The organism is Streptomyces sp. XH2, from assembly GCF_049725035.1.
Classification (GTDB): Bacteria; Actinomycetota; Actinomycetes; order Streptomycetales; family Streptomycetaceae; genus Streptomyces; species Streptomyces roseoverticillatus.
Genome location: NZ_JBMMMZ010000014.1, coordinates 47,586 through 67,967, shown reverse-complemented (window position 1 = coordinate 67,967; position 20,382 = coordinate 47,586). Strand labels below are relative to the sequence as shown.

Annotated in this window: 18 protein-coding genes; 12 read left to right on the top strand and 6 right to left on the bottom strand. The window is 73.6% G+C overall.

Annotation, left to right across the window (positions count from 1 at the left end; all coding sequences use genetic code 11):
• Positions 1-128 precede the first annotated feature (128 nt).
• The 4 genes from ACOTKD_RS27415 (at position 129) to ACOTKD_RS27400 (ending at position 4,051) form a co-directional block, all read left to right on the top strand.
• Entirely contained in the window at positions 129-992 is an 864-nt protein-coding gene (locus ACOTKD_RS27415) for a helix-turn-helix transcriptional regulator (protein ID WP_424891657.1), read from the top strand.
• Between the two features lie 86 nt (positions 993-1,078).
• On the top strand, positions 1,079-1,837 hold the full coding sequence (locus ACOTKD_RS27410) for an SDR family NAD(P)-dependent oxidoreductase (RefSeq protein ID WP_424891656.1): 759 nt from the start codon (positions 1,079-1,081) through the stop codon (positions 1,835-1,837).
• A complete protein-coding gene (locus ACOTKD_RS27405) occupies positions 1,834-3,438 on the top strand; it encodes an MFS transporter (RefSeq protein WP_424891655.1) in 1,605 nt (534 codons plus the stop codon). The genes ACOTKD_RS27410 and ACOTKD_RS27405 overlap by 4 nt, the downstream gene beginning before the upstream one ends.
• A 127-nt stretch (positions 3,439-3,565) precedes the next feature.
• Entirely contained in the window at positions 3,566-4,051 is a 486-nt protein-coding gene (locus ACOTKD_RS27400) for a hypothetical protein (protein ID WP_424891654.1), read from the top strand.
• 71 nt (positions 4,052-4,122) lie between these two features.
• On the opposite strand, the gene ACOTKD_RS27395 is transcribed toward ACOTKD_RS27400, so the two are convergent.
• On the bottom strand, positions 4,123-4,740 hold the full coding sequence (locus ACOTKD_RS27395; protein WP_424891653.1) for a maleylpyruvate isomerase family mycothiol-dependent enzyme: 618 nt from the start codon (positions 4,738-4,740) through the stop codon (positions 4,123-4,125).
• 71 nt (positions 4,741-4,811) lie between these two features.
• On the opposite strand from ACOTKD_RS27395, the gene ACOTKD_RS27390 reads away from it, so the two are divergent.
• On the top strand, positions 4,812-5,738 hold the full coding sequence (locus ACOTKD_RS27390) for a LysR family transcriptional regulator (RefSeq protein ID WP_424891652.1): 927 nt from the start codon (positions 4,812-4,814) through the stop codon (positions 5,736-5,738).
• Between the two features lie 97 nt (positions 5,739-5,835).
• Here the strand turns inward: ACOTKD_RS27390 and ACOTKD_RS27385 are convergent, their stop codons facing one another.
• The gene (locus ACOTKD_RS27385) at positions 5,836-7,185 is read right to left on the bottom strand and encodes an erythromycin esterase family protein (protein WP_424891651.1); all 1,350 of its coding nucleotides are present in this window, start codon (positions 7,183-7,185) and stop codon (positions 5,836-5,838) included.
• Between the two features lie 169 nt (positions 7,186-7,354).
• Here ACOTKD_RS27385 and ACOTKD_RS27380 point away from each other — a divergent pair, with 169 nt between their 5' ends.
• Both ACOTKD_RS27380 and ACOTKD_RS27375 read left to right on the top strand, forming a co-directional pair.
• The gene (locus ACOTKD_RS27380) at positions 7,355-7,981 is read left to right on the top strand and encodes a TIGR00645 family protein (RefSeq protein ID WP_424891650.1); all 627 of its coding nucleotides are present in this window, start codon (positions 7,355-7,357) and stop codon (positions 7,979-7,981) included.
• Positions 7,982-8,065: 84 nt separating this feature from the next.
• The gene (locus tag ACOTKD_RS27375; RefSeq protein ID WP_424891649.1) at positions 8,066-9,646 is read left to right on the top strand and encodes an alpha/beta hydrolase; all 1,581 of its coding nucleotides are present in this window, start codon (positions 8,066-8,068) and stop codon (positions 9,644-9,646) included.
• A gap of 201 nt (positions 9,647-9,847) precedes the next feature.
• Here the strand turns inward: ACOTKD_RS27375 and ACOTKD_RS27370 are convergent, their stop codons facing one another.
• Positions 9,848-11,524, bottom strand: coding sequence for a CHAT domain-containing protein (locus tag ACOTKD_RS27370; protein ID WP_424891648.1), 1,677 nt, complete (start codon positions 11,522-11,524; stop codon positions 9,848-9,850).
• Between the two features lie 597 nt (positions 11,525-12,121).
• On the opposite strand from ACOTKD_RS27370, the gene ACOTKD_RS27365 reads away from it, so the two are divergent.
• Together ACOTKD_RS27365 and ACOTKD_RS27360 are read left to right on the top strand one after the other, a co-directional pair.
• Positions 12,122-12,505, top strand: coding sequence for a hypothetical protein (locus ACOTKD_RS27365; protein WP_424891647.1), 384 nt, complete (start codon positions 12,122-12,124; stop codon positions 12,503-12,505).
• 103 nt (positions 12,506-12,608) lie between these two features.
• Positions 12,609-13,424: a hypothetical protein gene (locus ACOTKD_RS27360; protein ID WP_424891646.1), complete on the top strand. Its 816-nt coding sequence runs from the start codon at positions 12,609-12,611 to the stop codon at positions 13,422-13,424.
• A gap of 21 nt (positions 13,425-13,445) precedes the next feature.
• Here the strand turns inward: ACOTKD_RS27360 and ACOTKD_RS27355 are convergent, their stop codons facing one another.
• Entirely contained in the window at positions 13,446-14,114 is a 669-nt protein-coding gene (locus ACOTKD_RS27355) for a LysE family translocator (protein ID WP_424891645.1), read from the bottom strand.
• A gap of 82 nt (positions 14,115-14,196) precedes the next feature.
• Here ACOTKD_RS27355 and ACOTKD_RS27350 point away from each other — a divergent pair, with 82 nt between their 5' ends.
• The gene (locus tag ACOTKD_RS27350) at positions 14,197-14,910 is read left to right on the top strand and encodes an MOSC domain-containing protein (RefSeq protein WP_424891644.1); all 714 of its coding nucleotides are present in this window, start codon (positions 14,197-14,199) and stop codon (positions 14,908-14,910) included.
• A gap of 506 nt (positions 14,911-15,416) precedes the next feature.
• A complete protein-coding gene (locus ACOTKD_RS27345; protein ID WP_424891643.1) occupies positions 15,417-17,000 on the top strand; it encodes a TROVE domain-containing protein in 1,584 nt (527 codons plus the stop codon).
• 73 nt (positions 17,001-17,073) lie between these two features.
• On the opposite strand, the gene ACOTKD_RS27340 is transcribed toward ACOTKD_RS27345, so the two are convergent.
• Positions 17,074-17,616, bottom strand: coding sequence for an RICIN domain-containing protein (locus ACOTKD_RS27340; RefSeq protein WP_424891642.1), 543 nt, complete (start codon positions 17,614-17,616; stop codon positions 17,074-17,076).
• A 349-nt stretch (positions 17,617-17,965) separates the two neighbouring features.
• Between ACOTKD_RS27340 and ACOTKD_RS27335 the strand changes: the two genes are divergently transcribed.
• Positions 17,966-19,159 carry a saccharopine dehydrogenase family protein gene (locus ACOTKD_RS27335; protein WP_424891641.1) on the top strand — a complete coding sequence of 398 codons (1,194 nt, stop codon included), beginning with the start codon at positions 17,966-17,968 and terminating at the stop codon, positions 19,157-19,159.
• Positions 19,160-19,332: 173 nt separating this feature from the next.
• Here ACOTKD_RS27335 and ACOTKD_RS27330 read toward each other — a convergent pair whose 3' ends face one another.
• On the bottom strand, positions 19,333-20,244 hold the full coding sequence (locus ACOTKD_RS27330) for an alpha/beta fold hydrolase (protein WP_424891640.1): 912 nt from the start codon (positions 20,242-20,244) through the stop codon (positions 19,333-19,335).
• Positions 20,245-20,382 lie beyond the last annotated feature (138 nt).

Here is a 20,382-nt window from a genome sequence, read left to right as displayed (position 1 = left end):
GCCCTCGATGTGCTGTGTGTCCGCCGCCGTCTGATTTGTCAAGAGCATCCCGGCGGCGGAGGTTTCGGGCCGGGCGTGCCGAGGCCGGCGAACGCATCGCTTCTCAAGCCATTGCCTAGCATGACCCGATGGACATCTCCCGCCTTTCCGCAGACGCCCGGCAGCGACGCAGCGCGGAGATCCGCGCGTTCCTGCGCTCACGGCGGGCCCGGCTGTCGCCGGCGGACGTGGGCATGGCCGCGGGCGGCGGCGGGCGGCGTACGCCGGGGCTGCGCCGCGAGGAGGTGGCGGTGCTCGCCGGGGTCGGCGTCTCCTGGTACACGTGGCTCGAACAGGGCCGTGAAATCAACGTGTCGGGGGACGTCCTGGACGCCGTCGCGCGGGTGCTGCGGCTCGACGCCGCCGAGCGCGAGCACCTGTACCTGCTGGCCGGGCTCAACCCGCCGCAGGCGCCTCCGGCAGAGCGGGAGGTCCCGCCCGGGCTCCGGCGCGTGATCGACGGCTGGCTGCCGCGCCCCGCCTACGTCATCGACCGGCACTGGAGGTTCGCCGCCGTCAACCGGGCCGCCCGGCTGGTGTTCGGCTACGGCGAGACGGACCACAGCTGCCTGGTGAGCTTCTTCACCAACGCCCGCCACCGCGCGTCGCTGTGCCACTGGGAGGACGCGGCACGCGAGATCGCCGGCCGGTTCCGCGCCGACGCGGCCCGCTACCCGGACGACCCGGAGTTCAGCCGGATCGCCTCCGACCTGTGCGCGGCGAGCCCCGCCTTCGCCGGGATCTGGGCCGAACACCCCGTCGGCGGCAGCACGTCCCACGGCCTCAAGGCCCTCGACCACCCGGAGGCGGGCGAGCTGCTCTTCGAGTACACGACGCTGCCGCTCGCCGACCTGCCCGGTCACCGGCTGCTGCTGCACACCCCGGCACCGGGCACCGCCACCGAGGAGCGGCTGGCCGCGCTGCTCGGCGTACCGGAGCCGGTCGCCGGCTGAGGGCCGCACCGGCCGAGGGTGGTGGTGACAGACCCAGGTTCGACCGGCACTGCCGGGCCCGGACGCCGGCGCCGAGGATCATCGGCATGAAGCGATTCACGAACAAGACGGTCCTGATCACCGGCGGTACCAGCGGCATGGGGTTCGCCACCGCGCGCAGGCTCCTCGACGAGGGCGCCTACGTCGTCATCACCGGGCGCGACCGGGCGCGCCTGGACGCCGCCGTGGCCCGGCTCGGCGCCGCCCCCGGGCGGGTCCTCGCGGTGCGGGCGGACGTGGCCTCGCGGGCCGACCTGCAGCATCTGATGCGGGAGACCGAGACCTGGCGCGGCGGGCTCGACGTGGTCTTCGCCAACGCGGGCACCGGGATCTTCAAGCCGAGCGCCGAACTGACCGAGGAGGACGTCGACCGCACGATCGACGTCAACTTCAAGGGCGTCTTCCACACGATCCACATGGCGCTACCGCTGCTGCGGGACGGCGGCGCGGTCGTCATCAACGCGTCCTGGACCCTGCACCGGGGGCTGGCCGTCGCCTCCGTCTACTCCGCCACCAAGGCCGCCGCGCACAACCTCGCCCGCACCCTGGGCGCGGGCCTCGCCCCGCGCGGGATCAGGGTCAACTCCGTGAGCCCCGGCTACATCGACACGGAGATGTACCGGGACGCCAACCCCGATCCGGACGCCGAGGCCCGCAACGCCGCCGAGGTGCCCCTCGGCAGCATCGGCCATCCCGACGACGTCGCGGCGGCCGTGGCCTTCCTGGCCTCCGAGGACGCCTCGTACATCACCGGCCAGGACCTCGTCGTCGACGGCGGCCTCGTCGGCTGCGTGCCCGCGGCATGACGGGGCGTACGACGGAGTGTCCTCCGGAGGCGCGCTCCCGCGAGAGCGGGCGCGGACCCGTACGGCAATCCCGGCCCGCCGTCGCCCTGTTCGCCGTCCTGACCGCGCTGCTGGTCCTCCCGACCTCGGTGACCGGGTCGGGCGTGGTGCTCCCGCACATCGGACGGGACACGGGCGCGCCGCCGGACGCGCTGCAGTGGGTGATGCACGGCTACAACCTGGCCTTCGCGAGCCTCCTCCTGGCCTGCGGCTCGCTGGCCGACCGCTTCGGCCGGCGCCGTGTGTTCGCCGCGGGCGGGGTGCTGTTCGCGGCGGCGTCGCTGGCGAGCGCCCTGGGGGACGGCATCGTGCTGCTGGACGTGGCGCGCGGCGCGGCCGGAGCCGGGGCGGCCGCCCTGCTGACCGGCGGCAGTTCCCTGCTGGCCGCGGCCTTCGACGGCGCCGCGCGTACGCGGGTGTTCGCCGCCGTGGGCATCGTGACGGGCGGCGGGCTCGCCCTGGGCGCCATGGCGGCGGGGGCGCTGGCGGACGCCCTGGGGTGGCGGTCGTTCTTCGGGCTGCACGCGGCGCTGATGCTGCTGGTCCTGTGCGCCGTGCCGTTCCTGCCCGAGTCGCGCGGCGCGTCGGCGGCACGGGTGGACCGGGCGGGGACCGTGCTGTTCGTCGCCGCCCTCTTCCTGCTCATGCTCGGCACGGTCGAGGGGCCGCGGTGGGGCTGGGCCAGTGCCGGGGTGCTGGGGCTGCTCGCCGGATCGGCACTGCTGACGGGGCTGTTCGTCCTGGTGGAACGGCGCGTCCGGCACCCGATGCTGGACCTGGGACTGCTGCGCAACAAGGGGTTCATGGCGCTGTGCCTGATACCCGTGGTGGTCTCCTTCTCGTTCGTGGTCCTGCTGCCGCTGCTGCCGGAGTACCTCGTGGTCGCACACCGCTCGTCCAGCCGGGAGGCGGGCGCCACGATGCTGCTGATGACGCTGCCGATCCTGGTCACCCCGCTGCTGGCCGGCCGGCTGATCCGGTGGGGGATCCCCCTGCGGACCGTGCTCGGACTCAGCCTGGTGTGCCTGACCGCGGGCGTCGCGTGGCTCGCCGCCGTCCTTGGGCCGGACGCGGGCCCGGTGGAGCTCGCAGGCCCGCTGCTCGTGCTCGGCGCCGGGCTCGGGCTCAACTTCGGTCTGGTGGACGGGGCGGTCCTGACCGTCGTCGCGCCCGAGGCCACCGGAACGGCGGCGGGCTTCCTCAACACGCTGCGGCTGGGCAGCGAGGCCGTCGTCATCGCCGCGGCCGGCGCGGCACTGGCCGGCATGACGCGCGACCGGCTGAGCGGCGTCCCGGAGCGGTTCCCCGGCTACGGCGGGACGGCCGGGGACCTGGCCGGCAGCGTGACCGCGGGAGACCTCGCCGGCCCGCTCTCCGCACTGCCGGCCGGGGCCCGGGAGGAGTTCGCAGGCCTCGTCGCCCACGGCCTCACCGGCGCCTGGCAGGCGGTCCTGTGGGCGAGTGCGGCGGTCTGCGCGGCCCTGTCCGTGGCGATCGCCGCCATGCTCCCGCGCCGGCGGGGCGGTTCGGGAGCCGTCGATTCGGACGTACGTACGTCGTGATGGTCTGATACGTCTACGCGAGTACAGCATGTACAGCACGTACAGCACGTACAGGCAGGTACAGCGCGTAGAGCGCGTACAGCACGTCAGCCGTCACGAGACGGTGCGACAAAGGGGGGATCCGGCCGTGAACAACGCCAGCAACGCCAGCATCGTCGTCGGGATCGTGATCGTCGCTCTGGTCGTACGCAGACAACTGCGCACCCGGCCCGTGCACGGCAAGGGCGGTGTGGCGCTGCTCGGATTCCTCGGTGTGATGGGGGTGCTCGCGTTCGCCTTCGGGGTGGCCTCCGTGGTCAAGGAGCACGCGCTGGGCGCCGCCACCATCGCCCTCCTGGCCGTGTGCTTCCTCGTCGCGGCCGGGTTCGGCGTGGTGCGGGCCCGCACGGTCACGGTGTGGCGGGCGCCCGAGGGCCACATGCTCCGCAAGGGCGCGCCGGCCACCACGGCCCTGTGGCTCGTCTCCATCGCGGTGCACATCGGCCTCGACAAGTGGATAGACCACACCACGCGGACCGGCCTGCTCGGAGCCTCGACGGTCTACCTGTACCTGGCGGTGACCCTCGCCGTGCAGGACTTCCTGGTACGGCGCCGGGCCGCGTCGGTGGCCTGAGGGCGCGGCGCCGCTCCGGGGGACGGCGCCGCCCACCCGCCCGGGCCGACGCCGCCACGCGGGCGGCGGGCTCAGCCCGCGGCAGCGGCCCGCGGCACCGCGCCCTTGAGCCGGCCTTCCGGCAGTCTGCGGCCGAACGCGAACAGGAGCAGGTCCTGTGCGGGGCCGGTCAGGGGCGCGCCGGTGCCGAAGGACCAGTCGAGGTCCTCGGCCCGCAGCTGAAGACCGGTCAGGTCGGCGCCGAAGAACCGCGCGCCCTTGTACGTCACGCTGTCCAGGAGCACCCGCAGGCGGTCCTCGGGCACCTGCCGGTCCAGGCCGAGCGCGACGGTGATGTCCAGGCCGTGCACCACATCGTGGCCCAGGGCCGAGACGAGGCCGCCGACCGGCGGTGTCCAGGGGTGACGGGCGTTGTCCCGCAGCCAGTCGGCGAGTTGTTCCGGTGTCGCCGCGGCCGCGTCGCGGCGGGCCAGGCGGTCGGTCATCCGGTGCAGGCTGCCGCGCGCCCTGACGAGCTGCGCCAGCACCTGGGGGAGCGAGTGGCGGAAGCCCATCGACATGTGGGCGGCGACGTCCCGCACCCGCCAGCCCGCACACAGACTCGGGGCCTCCCACTGCTCCGCCGTCAGCCCGTCCAGCAGGTCGGCGAACTCCCGCCGTTCGGCGGCGATCATGCTCGTGAGGTCCATGCCTCCACGATCGCCCCCCGGACCGTCATAAGTCCAAGAGCTGGTGGTTCTCGCTCTTAGAATCAACGGTTATGGAGCTGAGGCAGCTGCGGTACTTCGTCACCGTCGTGGAGGAGGCGAGCTTCACCCGCGCCGCCGCCCGGCTGCACCTGGCGCAGCCCGGCGTCAGCGCGCAGATACGGCAGCTGGAGCGGGAACTGGGACAGCCGCTGCTCGACCGCTCCGGCAAGGCCGTGACGCCGACGGAGGCCGGCGAGGCCGTACTGCCGTACGCGCGCGCCGCACTCGCCGCCGCGGAGGGCGTGCGGCACACGGTGGAGGAGTTCACCGGACTGCTGCGCGGCCACGCCACGATCGGCCTCGTCTCCGGGGCGGCCGCCCAGGAGCTCGACGTCGCCGCCGTGCTCGCCGCCTTCCACGCCGACCACCCCGGCGTCGGCATCACCCTCACCGAGGACACCGCCGAGCGGATGCCGGCCGCACTGGTCCGCGGCGAGCTGGACATCGCCGTGACCGGGCTCACCGGCGAGCCCCTGGACCCGGCCCTCGCCCACGAGGTGCTGATCGACGTGCCGCTGGTCGCCGCCGTCGCCCCCGGCGACGCGCTCCTGGATTCCGCAGGCCCGGACGGTGTGTCCCTGACCGCGCTGCGCGACCGCGCGCTGATCAGCCTGCCGCGCGGCACGGGGGTGCGGGGCGTGCTGGACCGGGCCTGCGCGTCGGCGGGCTTCCGCCCCCGCATCGCCTTCGAGGCGGCGGCCCCGCCCCTGCTCGCCCAACTGGCCGCCCGGGGCCTGGGTGTGGCGGTGCTCCCCGAACTCCTCCCGCACACGGCCGCCGAACTCGGCCTGTGCACCGTGCCGTTCACCGGTCCGGAGCTGCGCGGCCGCATCGCGCTGGCCTGGCGCGCCGGCGGCCCGGCGAGCCCGGCGGCCCGCGCTCTCCTGGCCCGGCTGCGCCGGGCGCGCATCACGTATCCGCCCGCCGCGTCGCCTTGAGCCCTTCGGGCGTCCCGGTCGGGCGTCCCGTTCGGGCGGCCCGGTTGTTCCCGCCCCGGCGCGGGTGCAGGACCAACGGGGACGAGGGCGCCAGGGGCTACTCCGGCCGCGGCACCGGCACGGACGCCCGCACGTGGTGCAGGTGCACCACGACGTCGAACGCGCGGCCCAGCGCGAGCGGCGGCGCCGGATCGTTGGGGTAGCGGCCGGGGATGACGAACGTGGGGCGCGCCGTGGTCAGCCAGGCGCCCACGACCGGGTCGCGGCCGGCCGCCCGCAGGTCGACGTAGAAGTCGCGGTGGCGCACCCTGTCGAGGGTGTACTCGTTGCTGCCGGGCGCGGCCGGGCCGACGCTGTACGTCCCTTCCCCGCCCGTCGCCGTCCTGGCCCGGTAGTCGCCGCCGTAGAGGGAGGTGCCGACGGCGAGGTACTTGCGGCCGGCGAGCTCGCGCAGGTCCGCGCCCATCGTGACGGGGTAGGCCTCGGGCATCACGGTCTCGTAGGAGACGTGGCCGTCGTGGGCGGAGACGGCGATCCGCTCGCCGGTCCGCCGCTGCCACCACACGGCGGTCTCGGCCATGGTCCGGTCGCGCAGGCGGCTCGCGGCCTTCGCCTGTGCCGGGTCGCTCCAGTCGACGGTGTACTCGGCGGCCATGTGCGAGAGGACCAGGGCGTCCTGCAGCACCCAGGGATCCTGCTTCCCGGCCTTGGACAGCAGTTGGTGGGCGGCCTCCGCGTCCTTCGCCATCGTCTTCTTCTCGGCGAGCGGCAGGGCGTTGTACGCGGCCATGCGCGCGGCCACCCCGGTGGGCAGGGCGCGCAGCGCGGCGTAGCGGCGGCGGAGCTCGGGCAGGAGGGCGGGTTCGTTGTGCTCCGCCCAGGTGAGGATGCGGTCGTACTGCTCGGGGTCGGCGTCGGAGTAGTCCAGGCCCACGACCCGGAGCTGCCGGCCGCCGTTGCGGTTGTGCTCGCGCATCCAGCCGAACAGGTGGGCGAGCTCCTCGGTGTTCAGCAGGGAGTACCCGTCCTGGAACTCGTCACGCATGATCTGCCGGACGTCGCCCTTGCCGGTGCGCAGGTACGCGTTCAGACGGCCGGCCGCCGACCAGCTGATCTCCATGGCGTACGCGGAGAAGCCTTCGTGCTCGGCCAGCTGCCGGAACAGCCGCTCCTTCACGGCGAAGACGTCCTTCGAACCGTGCGAGGCCTCGCCGAGGCCGACGATGTCCGCGCCCCGGGTCAGCCGCCCGAACGCCCGCAGGTCGTCCGCCGGCCCGCCGGGCTCGGTGCCGCGCAGCGGGTGGGCGTACCGCTCCAGACCCGCCACCACGGCGCGGTCGTCGCCGGCGGAGGCCGGGGCGGTCCGGGTCCCGGCCGCCGGCGTGAGGGCCGCCGCGCCGGCGGCGGCCGGGCCCAGAAGGGCCGCCAGGGCGAGAGCCGTGGTCATGGCCGGTACCAGGGAACGCCGTCGTGATATGTGTGCCATGCACTTGTTATACAGGGGTTCCGTGACTCCCTCACCTACACGAGGGAACCGCCCCCCGGTCACCTGTAGACGGCACCCGTATGGGCAAGCCTGCTCCGGGTGCGCTGTGCACGCGACGAGGGGAGACACGGTGAAGGCTCACGGTGGGTACGCGGCGGAAGTCCACGGTCCGGACGGCGGGGTGGCGGCCCCCTCGCTGGGGTACGCCCTGTTCGCCACCCGGTGGCTGCAGGCGCCGCTGTACTTCGGGCTGGTGGCGGCGCAGGCGGTGTACGTCTACGAGTTCTTCGGCGAGTTGTGGAGCCTGGTCCACGGCGTGCTGAACGGCCGGTCCGACGAGAACACGGTGATGCTGGCCGTCCTCAAGCTCGTCGACGTCGTGATGATCGCCAACCTCCTGATCATGGTGATCGTCGGGGGCTACGAGACGTTCGTCTCGCGCATCGGCCTGCAGGGTCACAAGGACCAGCCGGAATGGCTCTCGCACGTCAACTCCAACGTGCTCAAGGTCAAGCTCGCCATGGCCATCGTCGGCATCTCCTCGATCCACCTCCTGCAGATGTTCGTCAACATCCACCACACGTCCCGGCAGGAGCTCGTCTGGGGCACCACGATCCACATGGCCTTCATCGTCTCCGCCTGCATCCTCGCCTTCATGGCGGGCCCGATGGAGGCCCGGGCCGCCTCCCTCCACCAGGAACCGCACGCCGTGCCGCCGCAGCAACTCGCCCAACCGGCGGAGCACGGGGCGCCGTAAACACACCGGCAGGCCGCCGCGCACGGAGGACACCGTCGCGAATCCCGCTTGCCGCCGTGATCGCAACAGGGTTGGGATGGGCCCATGAAGAAGACCGAACGCCGGGGCATGCCGCGCCGCCCCGTACGCCACCGCGTGGCCCTGAGCGCCCTGGCCTTACTGGCGACCACCGCGGCCGTTCCCGCCGCCCACGCGGCCCCTGCCCCCGCCCCTGCTCCCACCCCCTCCGCCGCTTCCGCGCCGGCCGTCGCGTGGCAGCCGTGCGCCGAAGCGCCCGCCGGATACCCCGTCCAGTGCGGCACGATGCGGGTACCGCTCGACTGGAAGAAGCCGGCCGGAGAACAGACCGACGTCAAGGTCGCCCGCGTACCGGCCCGTGACCAGGAACACCGCATCGGCGCGCTGTTCTTCAACCCCGGCGGCCCCGGTGGGCAGGGAGCCACCATGCTCGCCTACGGGTACGCGGACATCCTGTTCAAGGGCTCTCTGCGGGATCGCTTCGACATCGTCAGCCTCGACCCGCGCGGAACCGGAGGCAGCCGGCCGCTCGACTGCGGGCCCGTGCTCGACCCCGGCCAGGTCGTCCTGCCCAAGGACGCCCGCGAGTACGAGGAGATGAAGCGGAGCAGCCGGGCCCGGGGCGAGCGGTGCCTCGCCCGCCACGGCGACCTCGTCCGTCACGTCGACACCGCCTCGGTCGCCCGCGACATGGACGCCTTCCGCGCCGCGCTCGGCGAGCAGCGCCTCACCTACCTCGGCGTGTCCTACGGCACCTACCTCGGCGCGACCTACGCCCAGCTGTTCCCGCAGCGGATCCGGGCCATGGTGCTGGACGGCCCCCTCGACCACGCCTCGGGCGCCACCCGCCTCACGCTGGAGGAAGCGGCCGCCATGGAGGGCGAGTTCGACCGCTTCTCCGCATGGTGCGCAGCGACCGCCTCGTGCGCCCTGCACGGCGAGGACGCCGGGAAGGTCTACGACCGGGTCGTGGCCCGGGCCGACCGCACCCCGATCCCCGCACCCGGCGCGAAGGGACAGCCCGCCGTCAACGGCGACTGGATCCGCATGGCCCTGCCCAACCAGCTCGTGCGCATCCGCCTGCTGGAGGAGGCCATGGGCTTCGACGCGTGGGCCAAGCTGGCCGAGCGGCTGGCCGCCGCGGACCGGCGCAACGACGCCACGGGCCTCGTCGAAGGCGGAAGCTACGTCGGCGACCAGGAGAGCGCCTACACCGCCGTCTCCTGCCTGGACTTCCCGCCGCAGTTCACCGGCTACGCCGACGCGGCGGCCCGCCTCGCACAGGCCCGCAAGGCCGCTCCGCGCACGGGCGCGGCCGTGGAGGGCTGGGTCATCTCCGCCAGTTGCGCGGACTGGCCCGTCAAGCCCACCAGCCCGTGGCAGCCGACGACGGTGCGCGGCGCGCCCCCCGTCCTGATCGCCGCCAACACCCACGACCCGTCCACGCCCCTGGCCGGCGGCCGCCGCCTCCAGCGGGAGATCGCCGGCAGCCGGCTGCTGGTCACCGACGTGAACGGCCACGTCTCCTACTTCAACTCCGCCTGCGCGCGGGAGCGCGAGACCGCGTACCTGATCAGCACACGGATCCCGGAACAGCTCACGTGCCCGGCCCCGGGGACCGCGGACGCGGCCGGCGGGAAGGAATGAACGGACGCCCGGCCACCGCTGTGAATGGACGCCCGGCCACTGCTGCGAACGGACGCCCAGCCACCGCTGTGAACGGATGTCCGGCCACCGCTGTGAGCAGATGACGCGCCGGGTGCACCGGCACTGCGGCACCCATGCCGACCCGTGCGCCTGCCTGAGTTGCTGCGGGAACAGGTGCGCGCGACGGGACCACGGATGCGCTCAGAGCCCCGCGTGCAGGAACGGCGCCCACACGCTCGGCCGGTAGGGACGCTCCGCACGGAGCGCCCGGACGGCGTGGTGGAGGGCACCGGCGGGAGCGATGCTCCCGCCGGTGATCAGCCGGTCGTAGACGGCGCGGGCCAGGCGGGCCGCGGGCGCGTCGTGGACATTCCAGAGGGCGGCGACGACGTGCCGGTACCCGGCCGGCTGGAGCGCCGAGGCGAGGTGGATCCCCTCGTCGGGCACCTGCGCCCCGCCCACGGCCGTCTGACACGCGGACAGGAAGGCCGGCTCGGCGCCCGGGCCCGCGCCGAGGCGCGCGAGATCGTGCACGGTCAGCAGGCCGTCGTGCAGGCGCAGCCCGCCCCGCGTCGGGTCGCCGAGGTCCTGCGTCCCGTGACCGGAGAAGTGGAACCAGCGGTGGGCGGGCAGCAGACCGCGCACCGCGTCGCGAGTCGCCCGCGGACCGTCGAGCCGCAGTGGGGGCGGGTCAAGCCGCGCGCCCAGCAGGGCGGCCTCCTCCCCGGGCCCCTCCAGAGGACGGGCGCCGGGGGTTTCGCCCATCGAGACCAGCAGCATGCCGCCCTGCCCGTGGCCCGCAGGAGGGGACGGCCGCCGGGCACGGCACAGCGCGGCCAGGGTCGGCGTGTACGAGGAGACGACCCGGTCCGGCACCGACCGGCCGGGGTGCTCGTACGGACCGAGGCCGGCCGTGTGCAGCGGCAGCAGACTCAGCGCACCCGTGGGCACCACCAGACCCGTGGCAAGGGCAGGCCGTCGCCCGGCGCGGACGAGTGCCCCAGGCGGAGCAGGACGGGCTCGGCGACGGTGCGCCAGAGCCGCCAGCACGGTGCCGATGGCCTCCTCCGCCGCGAGGGCCCGCACCCCGTGCGCCTTCTCCAGCTCTGACACCGCCGTCAGGTACGCGCTCGCCCGCTCCTCGGCCTCCTCCACGGTGGTGGCCAGTGGCAGCGGGTCGACCCGGCCGCCGTGGACGATCAGGGCGTCGCAGCGGAGCCGGCCGAGGTTGACGATCACGACCGGCCCGCCCTCGGCGGCGCGGCACCGCCGGGCGAACGGCGCGGGGCGGAAGAGGTCCGCGCAGCCCGGGAGCTCCCGGACCCGCTCGACCAGCACGTCGAACTCCCCGGCCAGCGCGGCCCGGTCCGCTGCGCTCGGCGGTGCGGGGTGGTCCAGCGCCCGGCGGAGCTGTTCCAGACGCTCGCTCAGCGCGGGGTCGGCCGCGCGCAGCGCCGTGAGGTCGCTGCGCCGCCGCATCACATGTCCCCACAGCACCGCCCGCCCCTGCTCCAGCAGTTCGACCGCGTCCTCGGGTCGCCGCCGCTCCAGCGCCCCGGCCCGGTCGGGCCGGGGGAGGCGCATCGCGAGGTCGGCCCAGTTCCGGGCCGAACGCAGCCGGACCGCGGTCTGCGCCGTGGTCAGCCGGGCGGCGCGGCGCAGGGCGGACAGGGCGCGCTCCGGATCGGGGGGATTGCTGCCCTCGTCGTCCTTCTCATCGGCACTTGCGAAATGGCGCGTCATCAGGGCGATTCCGAGGTTGTGCAGGAACATCGCGTGGTCGGGGTGGCCCTGCGGCGTGGACTCGGCCGCCCGGCCCACGGTGAGGACCGTCTCGTCGAGATCGGCGGGGTCGTGGCTGATCCGGATGCGCGCCACCAGGGCGCGCGTGAGCGCCGAAAAGGTATGTGGCGTGCCGGGGATGGCCCTCGGGCGTGGCCGTCACCACCTCCCGGCCGGCGGCCACGGCGGCGTCCAGGTCTTCCCGGTCGCCGGTCCGCGCGTGGCGGGAGGTCAGCACGAGACACACGAGACAGAGGTTCGACCGGTACATAGCGTAGAAGGGATGGTCCGCGGGCGCGGCGGCCACGGCCGCTCGCCCCACGGCCACCGCTTCGTCAAGGCACGCGGCTTCGCCCCTGCGCTCGAACTGCCGCAGCAGCGCCGTCACCAGGCTGTTCCGGCAGATGCTGCGGGCGGGATGCCCCTCGGGAACGGCCCGCTCGCCCTCCCGGAGCAGCCGCACGGCCGTAGCGCTGCACGCGCTCCATGACTTTGGCGACCAGCTCGTCGTACGTTTCCATGTCGTACGTTTCCATGTCGTACGTTTCCATTCCGCGTCCCCGTGTCCGTGCCCCCGTGCCGGAACGTCAGCCGGATCCGGGATCCGGGATCCCGGAGCGACATCCTCGCATGCACATGTCGTACGTCTATGCTGAACGCGTGGCGAAGTCCGGGTAGTTGGGGGTAACCGGGATGGATGAGCGCGGTGCGCTGGGCGAGTTGTGCAGCCTGTTGCCGGACTTGCGGGAGAGCTGGAGCGGGCCCCGGCTCGAACTCCTGGAAGAGGGCGTCGACGGGCTGCGCGCCGGGACCGTCTCCGCCCTCGACGTGTGCGCACGGGTCAGTATCCCGCTCCCGCCCATCACCCGCGGGACTTTGCCGGGTGCCCCGGCCCCCGACGTCTACAGCCCCCTGCCCGGCCTGGAGCCGCCCCGCATCCCTGCCGGCACGTACGCGTGTCCCCGGCGGCAGTGCGGCCGGCGCGAAAGGCGCGACGCGGACGGCAGGATCCCCGCTTGCGTGCTCTTCGAGGAACCCCTGCGACTGCGCCCCGGCACCACCGGCAACGGTGGCTGACGCGTGAGCCGAGAACAGCGCGAAGCCGACTGGTGGGACGGGTGACGATCCGGCCGGCGGGGCCGATGAGGTGCGGGTCGGCGGGTCGGGTGAAGGGCGGGCCGTGGGCGGCTTCCTGACCCACCTGGCCGAGAAGCTGGCGGAGAAATGGCTCAGCCTGCTGGTCCTGCCGGGGCTGCTCTTCCTCGCCGTGGCCTCCAGCGCTCATCTGCTGGACCAGGGCGCCCCGTTCGACCACCGGCCCTTGACCGCGGCCCTGCGGCACGCCGCGCCGCGACTGCACGACCCGGCGTTCGCCGTCCTCGCGTCGGCCGGCGTGCTGCTCGCCGCGGCCGCGGCGGGCCTCGCCGCGCGCTGCCTGGCCGTACTCGTCCTGCAGGTGTGGACCGGGCCCTGGCCGTCCTGGGCCCGGTCGCTGGACCGGGCGATCACCCGCAACCGGCGTGGTCGCGCCGAACGTTCGCCCGCGCCCCCGGCCGTCACCCGCTACCTGCCCGCCCGTCCCACCAGGATCGCCGACCGCCTGCGGCTCGCCGACGACCGGGTGTACGCCGAGTACGGGCTGCGCATCGTCCTGGTGTGGCCACGCCTGTGGCTGGTCCTGCCGTCCGAGCAGCGCGCTCCCCTCGATGCGGCGCGCGGGGCGTTCACGGACGCTGCCGGCCTCACCGCTTGGGGCCTGCTCTACCTGCCCCTCGGGCTCGCCTGGTGGCCGGCGGGCCTGGCCGGTCTGGCGGTCGTGGCGGCCGGGGTCCGGCAGGGACGGGCCGGCGCCGCGGCCTTCGCCGACCTGGCCGAGGCGGCCGTGGACGTCAACCAGCAGCTGATCGCCGGCCTGTTCGGCCTGGCACTGCGCGACGGACGGATCACTCCGGACGACGGCGCCCGCGTCAACGACCGCCTCAACAAAGGCGCGTGACCGACAGGGCGGGCGTGAGCTTCAGTCGCCGAGGGCGAGCCGCACCCCGAAGGCGGCGATGACGGTGCCCGTGATCCGGTCCAGGACCCGGCGCGCCGAGGGCTTCCGGAGGGTGGTGCGGAGCGCCCGCGCGAAGGCGATCAGGACGGCGGACCAGAGCGAGGCGAGCACGATGTGCACGCCGGCCAGCAGAGTGCCGGTCGCCACGTGCGGGGCGCCGGCCGGGATGAACTGCGGCAGGACGGCTACGTAGAAGGCGCCCATCTTGGGGTTGAGCAGGTTGGTCACGAGGCCCCGCCGCCAGCCGGCGCGGAAGCCGCCGGCATCCGCCGCGTCGGCGTCATCGGAGGGCTCGGCGGCGCCGGAATCCGCGCCGGAGTCCGCACCGGCGATCCGCCGGCGCAGGGCCGGTATGAGCATCCGGCCTCCCATCCACACCAGGTAGGCGGCTCCCACCCAGCGGAGGATCGTGTAGGCGAGGTGGGAGGCGGTCAGCAGGGCGGTGACGCCCAGCGAGCTGAGCACGCCCCATACGAGGGTGCCGGTCTGGATCCCGAGCACCACGCCCCAGGCGCGGCTGCGATGGCCGAGGGCGGCGGTGCGCAGGATGAGGGCGGTGTCGAGGCCGGGCGTGAGGGTGAGGAGCCCCACGATGAGGGCGAAGGACCCCAGGGCGGAGAGTGTGATCATGGACGGCCACTGTACCGCCGGAACCGCGAACTCCCTATTTTCTGCCCGAAATCGGGCAGGAATCCAAGATATCGTCGATCGAATGACAGAACCGATAGGAATGATCGAGGCCATCTGGCGCTATCCGATCAAATCGACGGGCGGTGAGCGGCTGCAGCACGCGCACGCCGGTACGCGAGGCCTCGCGGGCGACCGCCTGTTCGCGGTGCGGGACGCCGAAGGCAGGCTCGGCTCGGGGAAGAACACCCGCCGCTTCCGCCGCATGCCCGGCCTGCTGCACCTGCGCTCCCGCTACCCGGACGGCCCCGCGGGCCGGCCCGAACTCCTGGACCCGCACGGCACGGCCGTACCCGACCCGGACGCCTACCTCCGCCACTACCTCGGCCGGGACGACGTCGGACTGGCCCGCGAGGAGACCGTCTCCCACTTCGACCAGCTCCCCCTCAGCGTCCTCACCACCGCCACCCTCGACTGGGTGCGCGCAGCCGTTCCCGGCGTCCCGGTCGACGAACGGCGCTTCCGCCCGAATCTCGTGGTCCGGACCCCGCCGGGCACCCGACCCTTCACCGAGGACGACTGGCTCGGGCACACGGCCCGGATCGGGAACACCCTGCGCGTGCAGTTCGTACGCTCCAGCGAACGCTGCGCGATGACCAACGAGGCCCAACAGGACCTCCCGCGCTCACCGCTGATCCTGCGGGCCATAGCTCAGTTCCACGGCACCCGCCTGGACGCCCTGGCCACGGTGGTGACGCCGGGCCCGGTGCACACCGGCGACGCCATCCGCCCGGCGTGACCCCCACTCGGTGTGGCCTCACTCGGTATGACCTCACCGCGCGGCGGGAAAAACCCTTGGCGGCCCGGACCCTTCTGCTCCTAGAGTGATCGATGTCCAGGTGCGAAGACGGGACCTACTTCGACTCTTCATCGGGAGGCCGCGGGTTCGAATCCCGCCGCCGGCACAACGCGCCGGCGTAGCTCAGTGGCAGAGCACCTTGTCGGTTCCGCCGCCTCGATCTCTGGACGCACGTCTTCACGCACCTCCCGGTGCGCGGGCCACGGCTCCTTCGTTGTATGCGAATCCATGCCGTGGCCCTAGGGAACTCGGGAGGCGCGGCACCGGGGCGTCCGGTGCGCAGGCGACGGTTACTTCTTGGGACAGCCGGTCGCGGGTTCGAATCCCGCCTCAGCCACGGGCTGGTGTAGCTCAGTTCGGCAGAGCAGCTGTATGTGCACCGTCGCCGACTCCTGACCTCGGACGCCCCCCGCCGTGCTTCCCCGGATGAATTCGGGGGAATTCACATGGCACGCTTCAACACCCGTACGCCCAAGGCGGCCCGCCCCGCCTCGCCCGTGACCACGACCGGGCGGCCCACCCGTACCCACCTCGGTGGCAAGGGGCACCTGCGGGACGACCGCTCCGAGCTGTTCCTGCTCGCGGTCGCCAACTTCGTCTCCCAGCAGGCCTTTCACGAGAGCGGCGCCGGCCGGGACGACCGCTTCGCCGCGCTCGTGCGCAAGCTCGCCGTCGAGGACCCGGCCTGGACCGCCGGCCTCCTGCGCTGGCTGCGCGGCGACGGCCGGATGCGCACCGCCTCCCTCGTCGGCGCCGCCGAGTACGTCAAGGCCCGCCTCGACGCCGGCGCCACGGACGGTCCCACGAACCGCCAGGTCGTCGACTCCGTGCTGCGCCGCGCCGACGAGCCCGGCGAACTGCTGGCGTACTGGACCGCCACGTACGGCCGGAACGTGCCCAAGCCGGTCAAGCGGGGCATCGGCGACGCCGTGCGACGCCTCTACACCGGCCGCAACCTCCTCAAGTACGACACCGCCTCCAAGGGCTACCGCTTCGGTGACGTCCTCAACCTCGTCCACCCCACGCCCGACCCGTCCAAGTCCTGGCAGGGCGCCCTCTTCCAGTACGCCCTGGACCGCCGGCACCACCCGGACGACGCCTGCCCGCCCGCCACGGACCGGATGCTCAGCGCCCACCACGCGCTGATGGCCCTGCCCGTCGCCGAGCGGCGCGCCCTGGTCACCGCTCCCGGCGGCTCCGAGCGGCTCGCCGAGGCGGGCATGACGTGGGAGGCGCTGGCGGGCTGGCTGCAGGGCCCGATGGACGCGGCGGCGTGGGAGGCCGTCATCCCGTCCATGGGGACCATGGCCCTGGTGCGCAACCTGCGCAACTTCGACCAGGCCGGCGTCAGCGACGAGGTCGCCGGGCAGGCGGCCGCGCGGATCGCCGACCCCGAAGAGGTCGCCCGTTCCGGGCAGTTCCCCTTCCGCTACCTCGCCGCGTACCAGCACGCCCCCTCGCTGCGCTGGGCCTACCCTCTTGAGCAGGCCCTCGGCCACTCCCTGGCGAACGTTCCCGCACTGCCGGGCCGGACCCTGATCCTGGTCGATCGCTCCGGTTCGATGTGGTCTCCGCTGTCCGACCGGTCCCGGCTCAACCGCGCGGACGCGGCCGCGATCTTCGGCACGGCCGTGGCGATGCGCGCGGCCGGCGCCGACCTGGTCGAGTTCGGCACCACCAGCGCGCCCGTGGCGTTCCGCCGCGGCGAGTCGGTCCTCAAGGTGCTGGAGCGCTTCGGGAGCCTCGGCGGCACCGACACCACCGAGGCCGTGCGCCGGCACTACCGCGGCCACGACCGGGTCCTGATCGTCACCGACGAGCAGGCCTCGTACCACCGCGCGGGCGGCCCGACCGAGCAGGTGCCGGACCGGATTCCGGTCTACACCTGGAACCTCGCCGGCTACCGGCCCGGCCACGGCCCCTCGGGATCCGGCAACCGCCACACCTTCGGCGGGCTCACCGACGGGGCGTTCCGCATGGTGCCGCTCCTGGAACGAGGCCGCGACGCTCGCTGGCCCTGGGAGGAGTGAACCGTTTCGCGGGGTGCGACGCCGTAGCGGACGGCCATCCGGGTCCCCCGTTCACCCGGGGGACCCGGGGCGCCTAGGACGATATCGACCACTTCAGCGGTGCCGGTGCCGACGCCGGGCTTTCGGTGTACTTCGTCGTGTACGCGGGTGCCTTGCCGTAGTCGTCGCCGCTGCTGCCCAGGTACCAGCCGTTCCCCTCGTTCTTGATGAGCTTCGTGGAGGCGTCGTAGGACCACTTGAGCTGTGGGGGAGCGGAGGCCGGGTCGCCCGTGTACTTCGTCGTGTACGCGGGGGCCTTGGCGGACGAGGAGTCGCCGCCGCTGCCGAGGTACCAGCCGTTCGCCTCGTTCTTGATGAGCTTGGTGGAGGCGTCGTAGGACCACTTGAGGTTGCCGGGCGCCGAAGCCGGTTCGCCCGTGTACTTGGAGGTGTACGCGGGCGCCTTCGCGGAGGAGGTGTCACTGCCGCTGTCGAGGTACCACCCGGCGCCCTCGTTCTTGATCGGTGCCGGTGACGGGGAGTCGGCCCGGCCCGTGCCGGGGGCCAGGGCCACCAGTGTGGCGGCGGCGACGAGGATCGCGGACCGCCGCGCGAGCGGGAGCGGGTGCACTGGCATGGTCGTCCTGCCGTTTCTGCGCGTGGTGCCGGGGAGGCGAACGGTTCGCCCCTGAGAAGCGCGCTGTCCGCACATGAGCATGGGGCCGGCGGCCGGTCCGTACCGACCGGAACCGGCCCCCACCACCGGTTCGTGCATGGGCATACGGCTCTGCCGCGTGCGCGGTTGCGGCGCCGCGCGTCCGGGGGCGCCGGGCGTGCGTCCGGTGCCGGGGCGGGCCGGAAGCGGGGCGTCGGCGTTTCCTGAGCACGTGTCAGCCGGATGTGGACAATGGGTTCGATGCTGTTCGGACGCGAGAAGGGACGTATGCCCGGTGACTTCGATCGCAGCGGACTCGGCCGGAGGCTCCATGAACCGGCGGAACGGCTCTGAACGGCCGTACGACCTTGTGCTCTTCGGTGCCACGGGGTTCGTCGGGCAGCTGACCGCCGAATACCTGCTGGCGCACGCCCCCGAGGGGTTCCGGTGGGCGCTCGCCGGGCGCAGCCGCGTGAGGCTGGAGCGGCTCCGTGAGCGACTGGCCGCGCTCGACCCCGTACGGGCAGCCGAGCCGGCTCTGGTCACGGCGGATGCGGCCGACCCCGCGGCCATGCGTGAGCTGGCCGAGTCCGCGCACGTGGTCGCCTCGACCGTCGGCCCGTACATCCGCTACGGCCGGGAGCTGGTGGCGGCCTGCGCGGAGGCCGGTACTGACTACACGGACCTCACCGGTGAGCCGGAGTTCGTGGACCTGACGTACGTGCGCCACGATGCGCAGGCCCGCAGGACGGGCGCCCGGATCGTGCACGCCTGCGGCTTCGACTCGGCTCCGCACGACCTCCTCGCGTACTTCACCGTCCAGCAGTTGCCGGAAGGGGTGCCGCTGACGGTCGACGGATTCGTGCGGGCGTCGGGGCTCATCTCCGGCGGGACGCTGGCCACGTCGATGCTGATCGCCGCGCGGCAGCGGCAGGCGAAGGCAGCGGCGGAGGAGCGGAGCCGGTACGAGCCGCGGCCGGCCGGGCGGCGGGTCAGGGCTCCGCTGGGCGCGCCGCGGTTCAGCAGGGAGACGGGCACGTGGGCGTTGCCGCTGCCCACGCTCGACCCTCAGGTCGTGCGCCGTTCGGCCGCGGCGCTGGAGCGGTACGGCCCCGACTTCCGCTACCGGCACTACGCGTCGGTGAAGACGCTGCCCATGGCTCTGGCCGGGCCGGTGGGGCTGGGTGCGCTGGCGGTCGCCGCGCAGGTCGCTCCCGTCCGCTCCTGGATCTCCCGCCGCTGGGAGCCGGGCCGGGGGCCGAGCGCGGAGCAGCGGGCCCGCGCCTGGTTCCAGGTGCGGGCCGTGGGGGAAGGCGGCGGGCGGCGCGTGTTCACCGAGGTCGCGGGCGGCGACCCGGGCTACGGCGAGACGGCGAAGATCCTTGCGGAGGCGTCGCTGTGTCTCGCCCTGGACGACCTGCCGAAGACCTCGGGGCAGGTCACGACGGCCACGGCGATGGGGGATGCGCTGATCGGGCGGCTGGAGGCGGCCGGCATCCGGTTCCGGGTCCGGCACAGCCGCTGACGCGTCGCCGTAGCTTCAGAGGTGCGGGCTCAGCAGCTTCAGGGGTGTGGGCTCAGCACTGTGGGCGCCTGCCGTGGTTCGCGGCCTTGCGGCGGGCGCGGGCCTTCTTCTTACGGCGTCGCTTGGAGGACATGCGGGGTCTCCTCTCATGGACCTCCGCCCAATCTATCCCGCTATGACCTGATCTGCCTGTTCTGCTCCGCTTCCTCCGGAGTCAGCAGGCGTTCGACCTCGGCTACGACGATGCCGGGTTCCGCCGTCGGCACCATGTGGTCCGCGTGCCGTGCGAGGACGTGCCGCCCGCGGGGCGACTGCCCGGCCCGGTGGGCGTGCGCCGCGTTGATGGACGCGCGTGCGCTTGCGCTCATGCCCGGGGTGGGCAAGGTCGCGGAGATGACCGTGACCGGGATGTCGCCGAGGACCGGCGGGCCGTCGCGCAGGGCGCGCAGGTCAGCCGCGATGTCGGCCTGCTCGGCACCCATCGTGCGCATCGTCGCGACGGTGAAGGCCTCCGCCCGCATGTCGGCGGCGGCGTCGGGCGGCAGGGCGGCGGTCACCTTCCGGAAGAGGAAGCCGAGCAGCCCCAGGCGCGCCAGCAGCAGGGCAGCCCCGTACCGGACCTTCTCCAGGCGGCGGATGGAGTCGTCGAAGAGCAGGTCGCAGGCCTCGTCCGTGGGGTCGACCAGCACCAGGCCGGCGATCCGCCCGGGCCGGGCCGCCGCGGCGAGCCGTACGACCGGGCCGCCCCAGCTGTGCCCGACCAGCACGTACGGGCCCGGGCCGAGGTGGTCGAGCAAGTCACCCAAGTCGTCGGCGAGCCGGGTGAGTCGGCGCTGTCCCGAGGGGTCGGGTGCGCTGCGGCCGAGGCCGCTGCGGTCGTAGACCACCGCCCGCGCCGATCCCGCCACGGCCTGCTGGACGAGCGCCCAGTACGAGCGGACCGACGCCAGACCGCCTTCGAACACCACGGTCGCGGGGGCGCCGTCGCCGGCCGGGCCGGCGAGCTCCATGAAGAACAACTCCCGGCCGTCACGGGTCTGTGCGGTACCGGGCGTGCCCTGGCTGTGCTGCTGCAGCGGCTGCATCGTGACCATCCTCGACGAAGGGGAAGCTTAGGTTAACCTAAGTTGCGGATGGGGCGGCCGTGATGGCGGCTTTTGCCTAAAAAGCCATTCCAGAACGCGGAATCTGCGGAACTGTGGAGTCCGAGGGGCCCGTGGGCG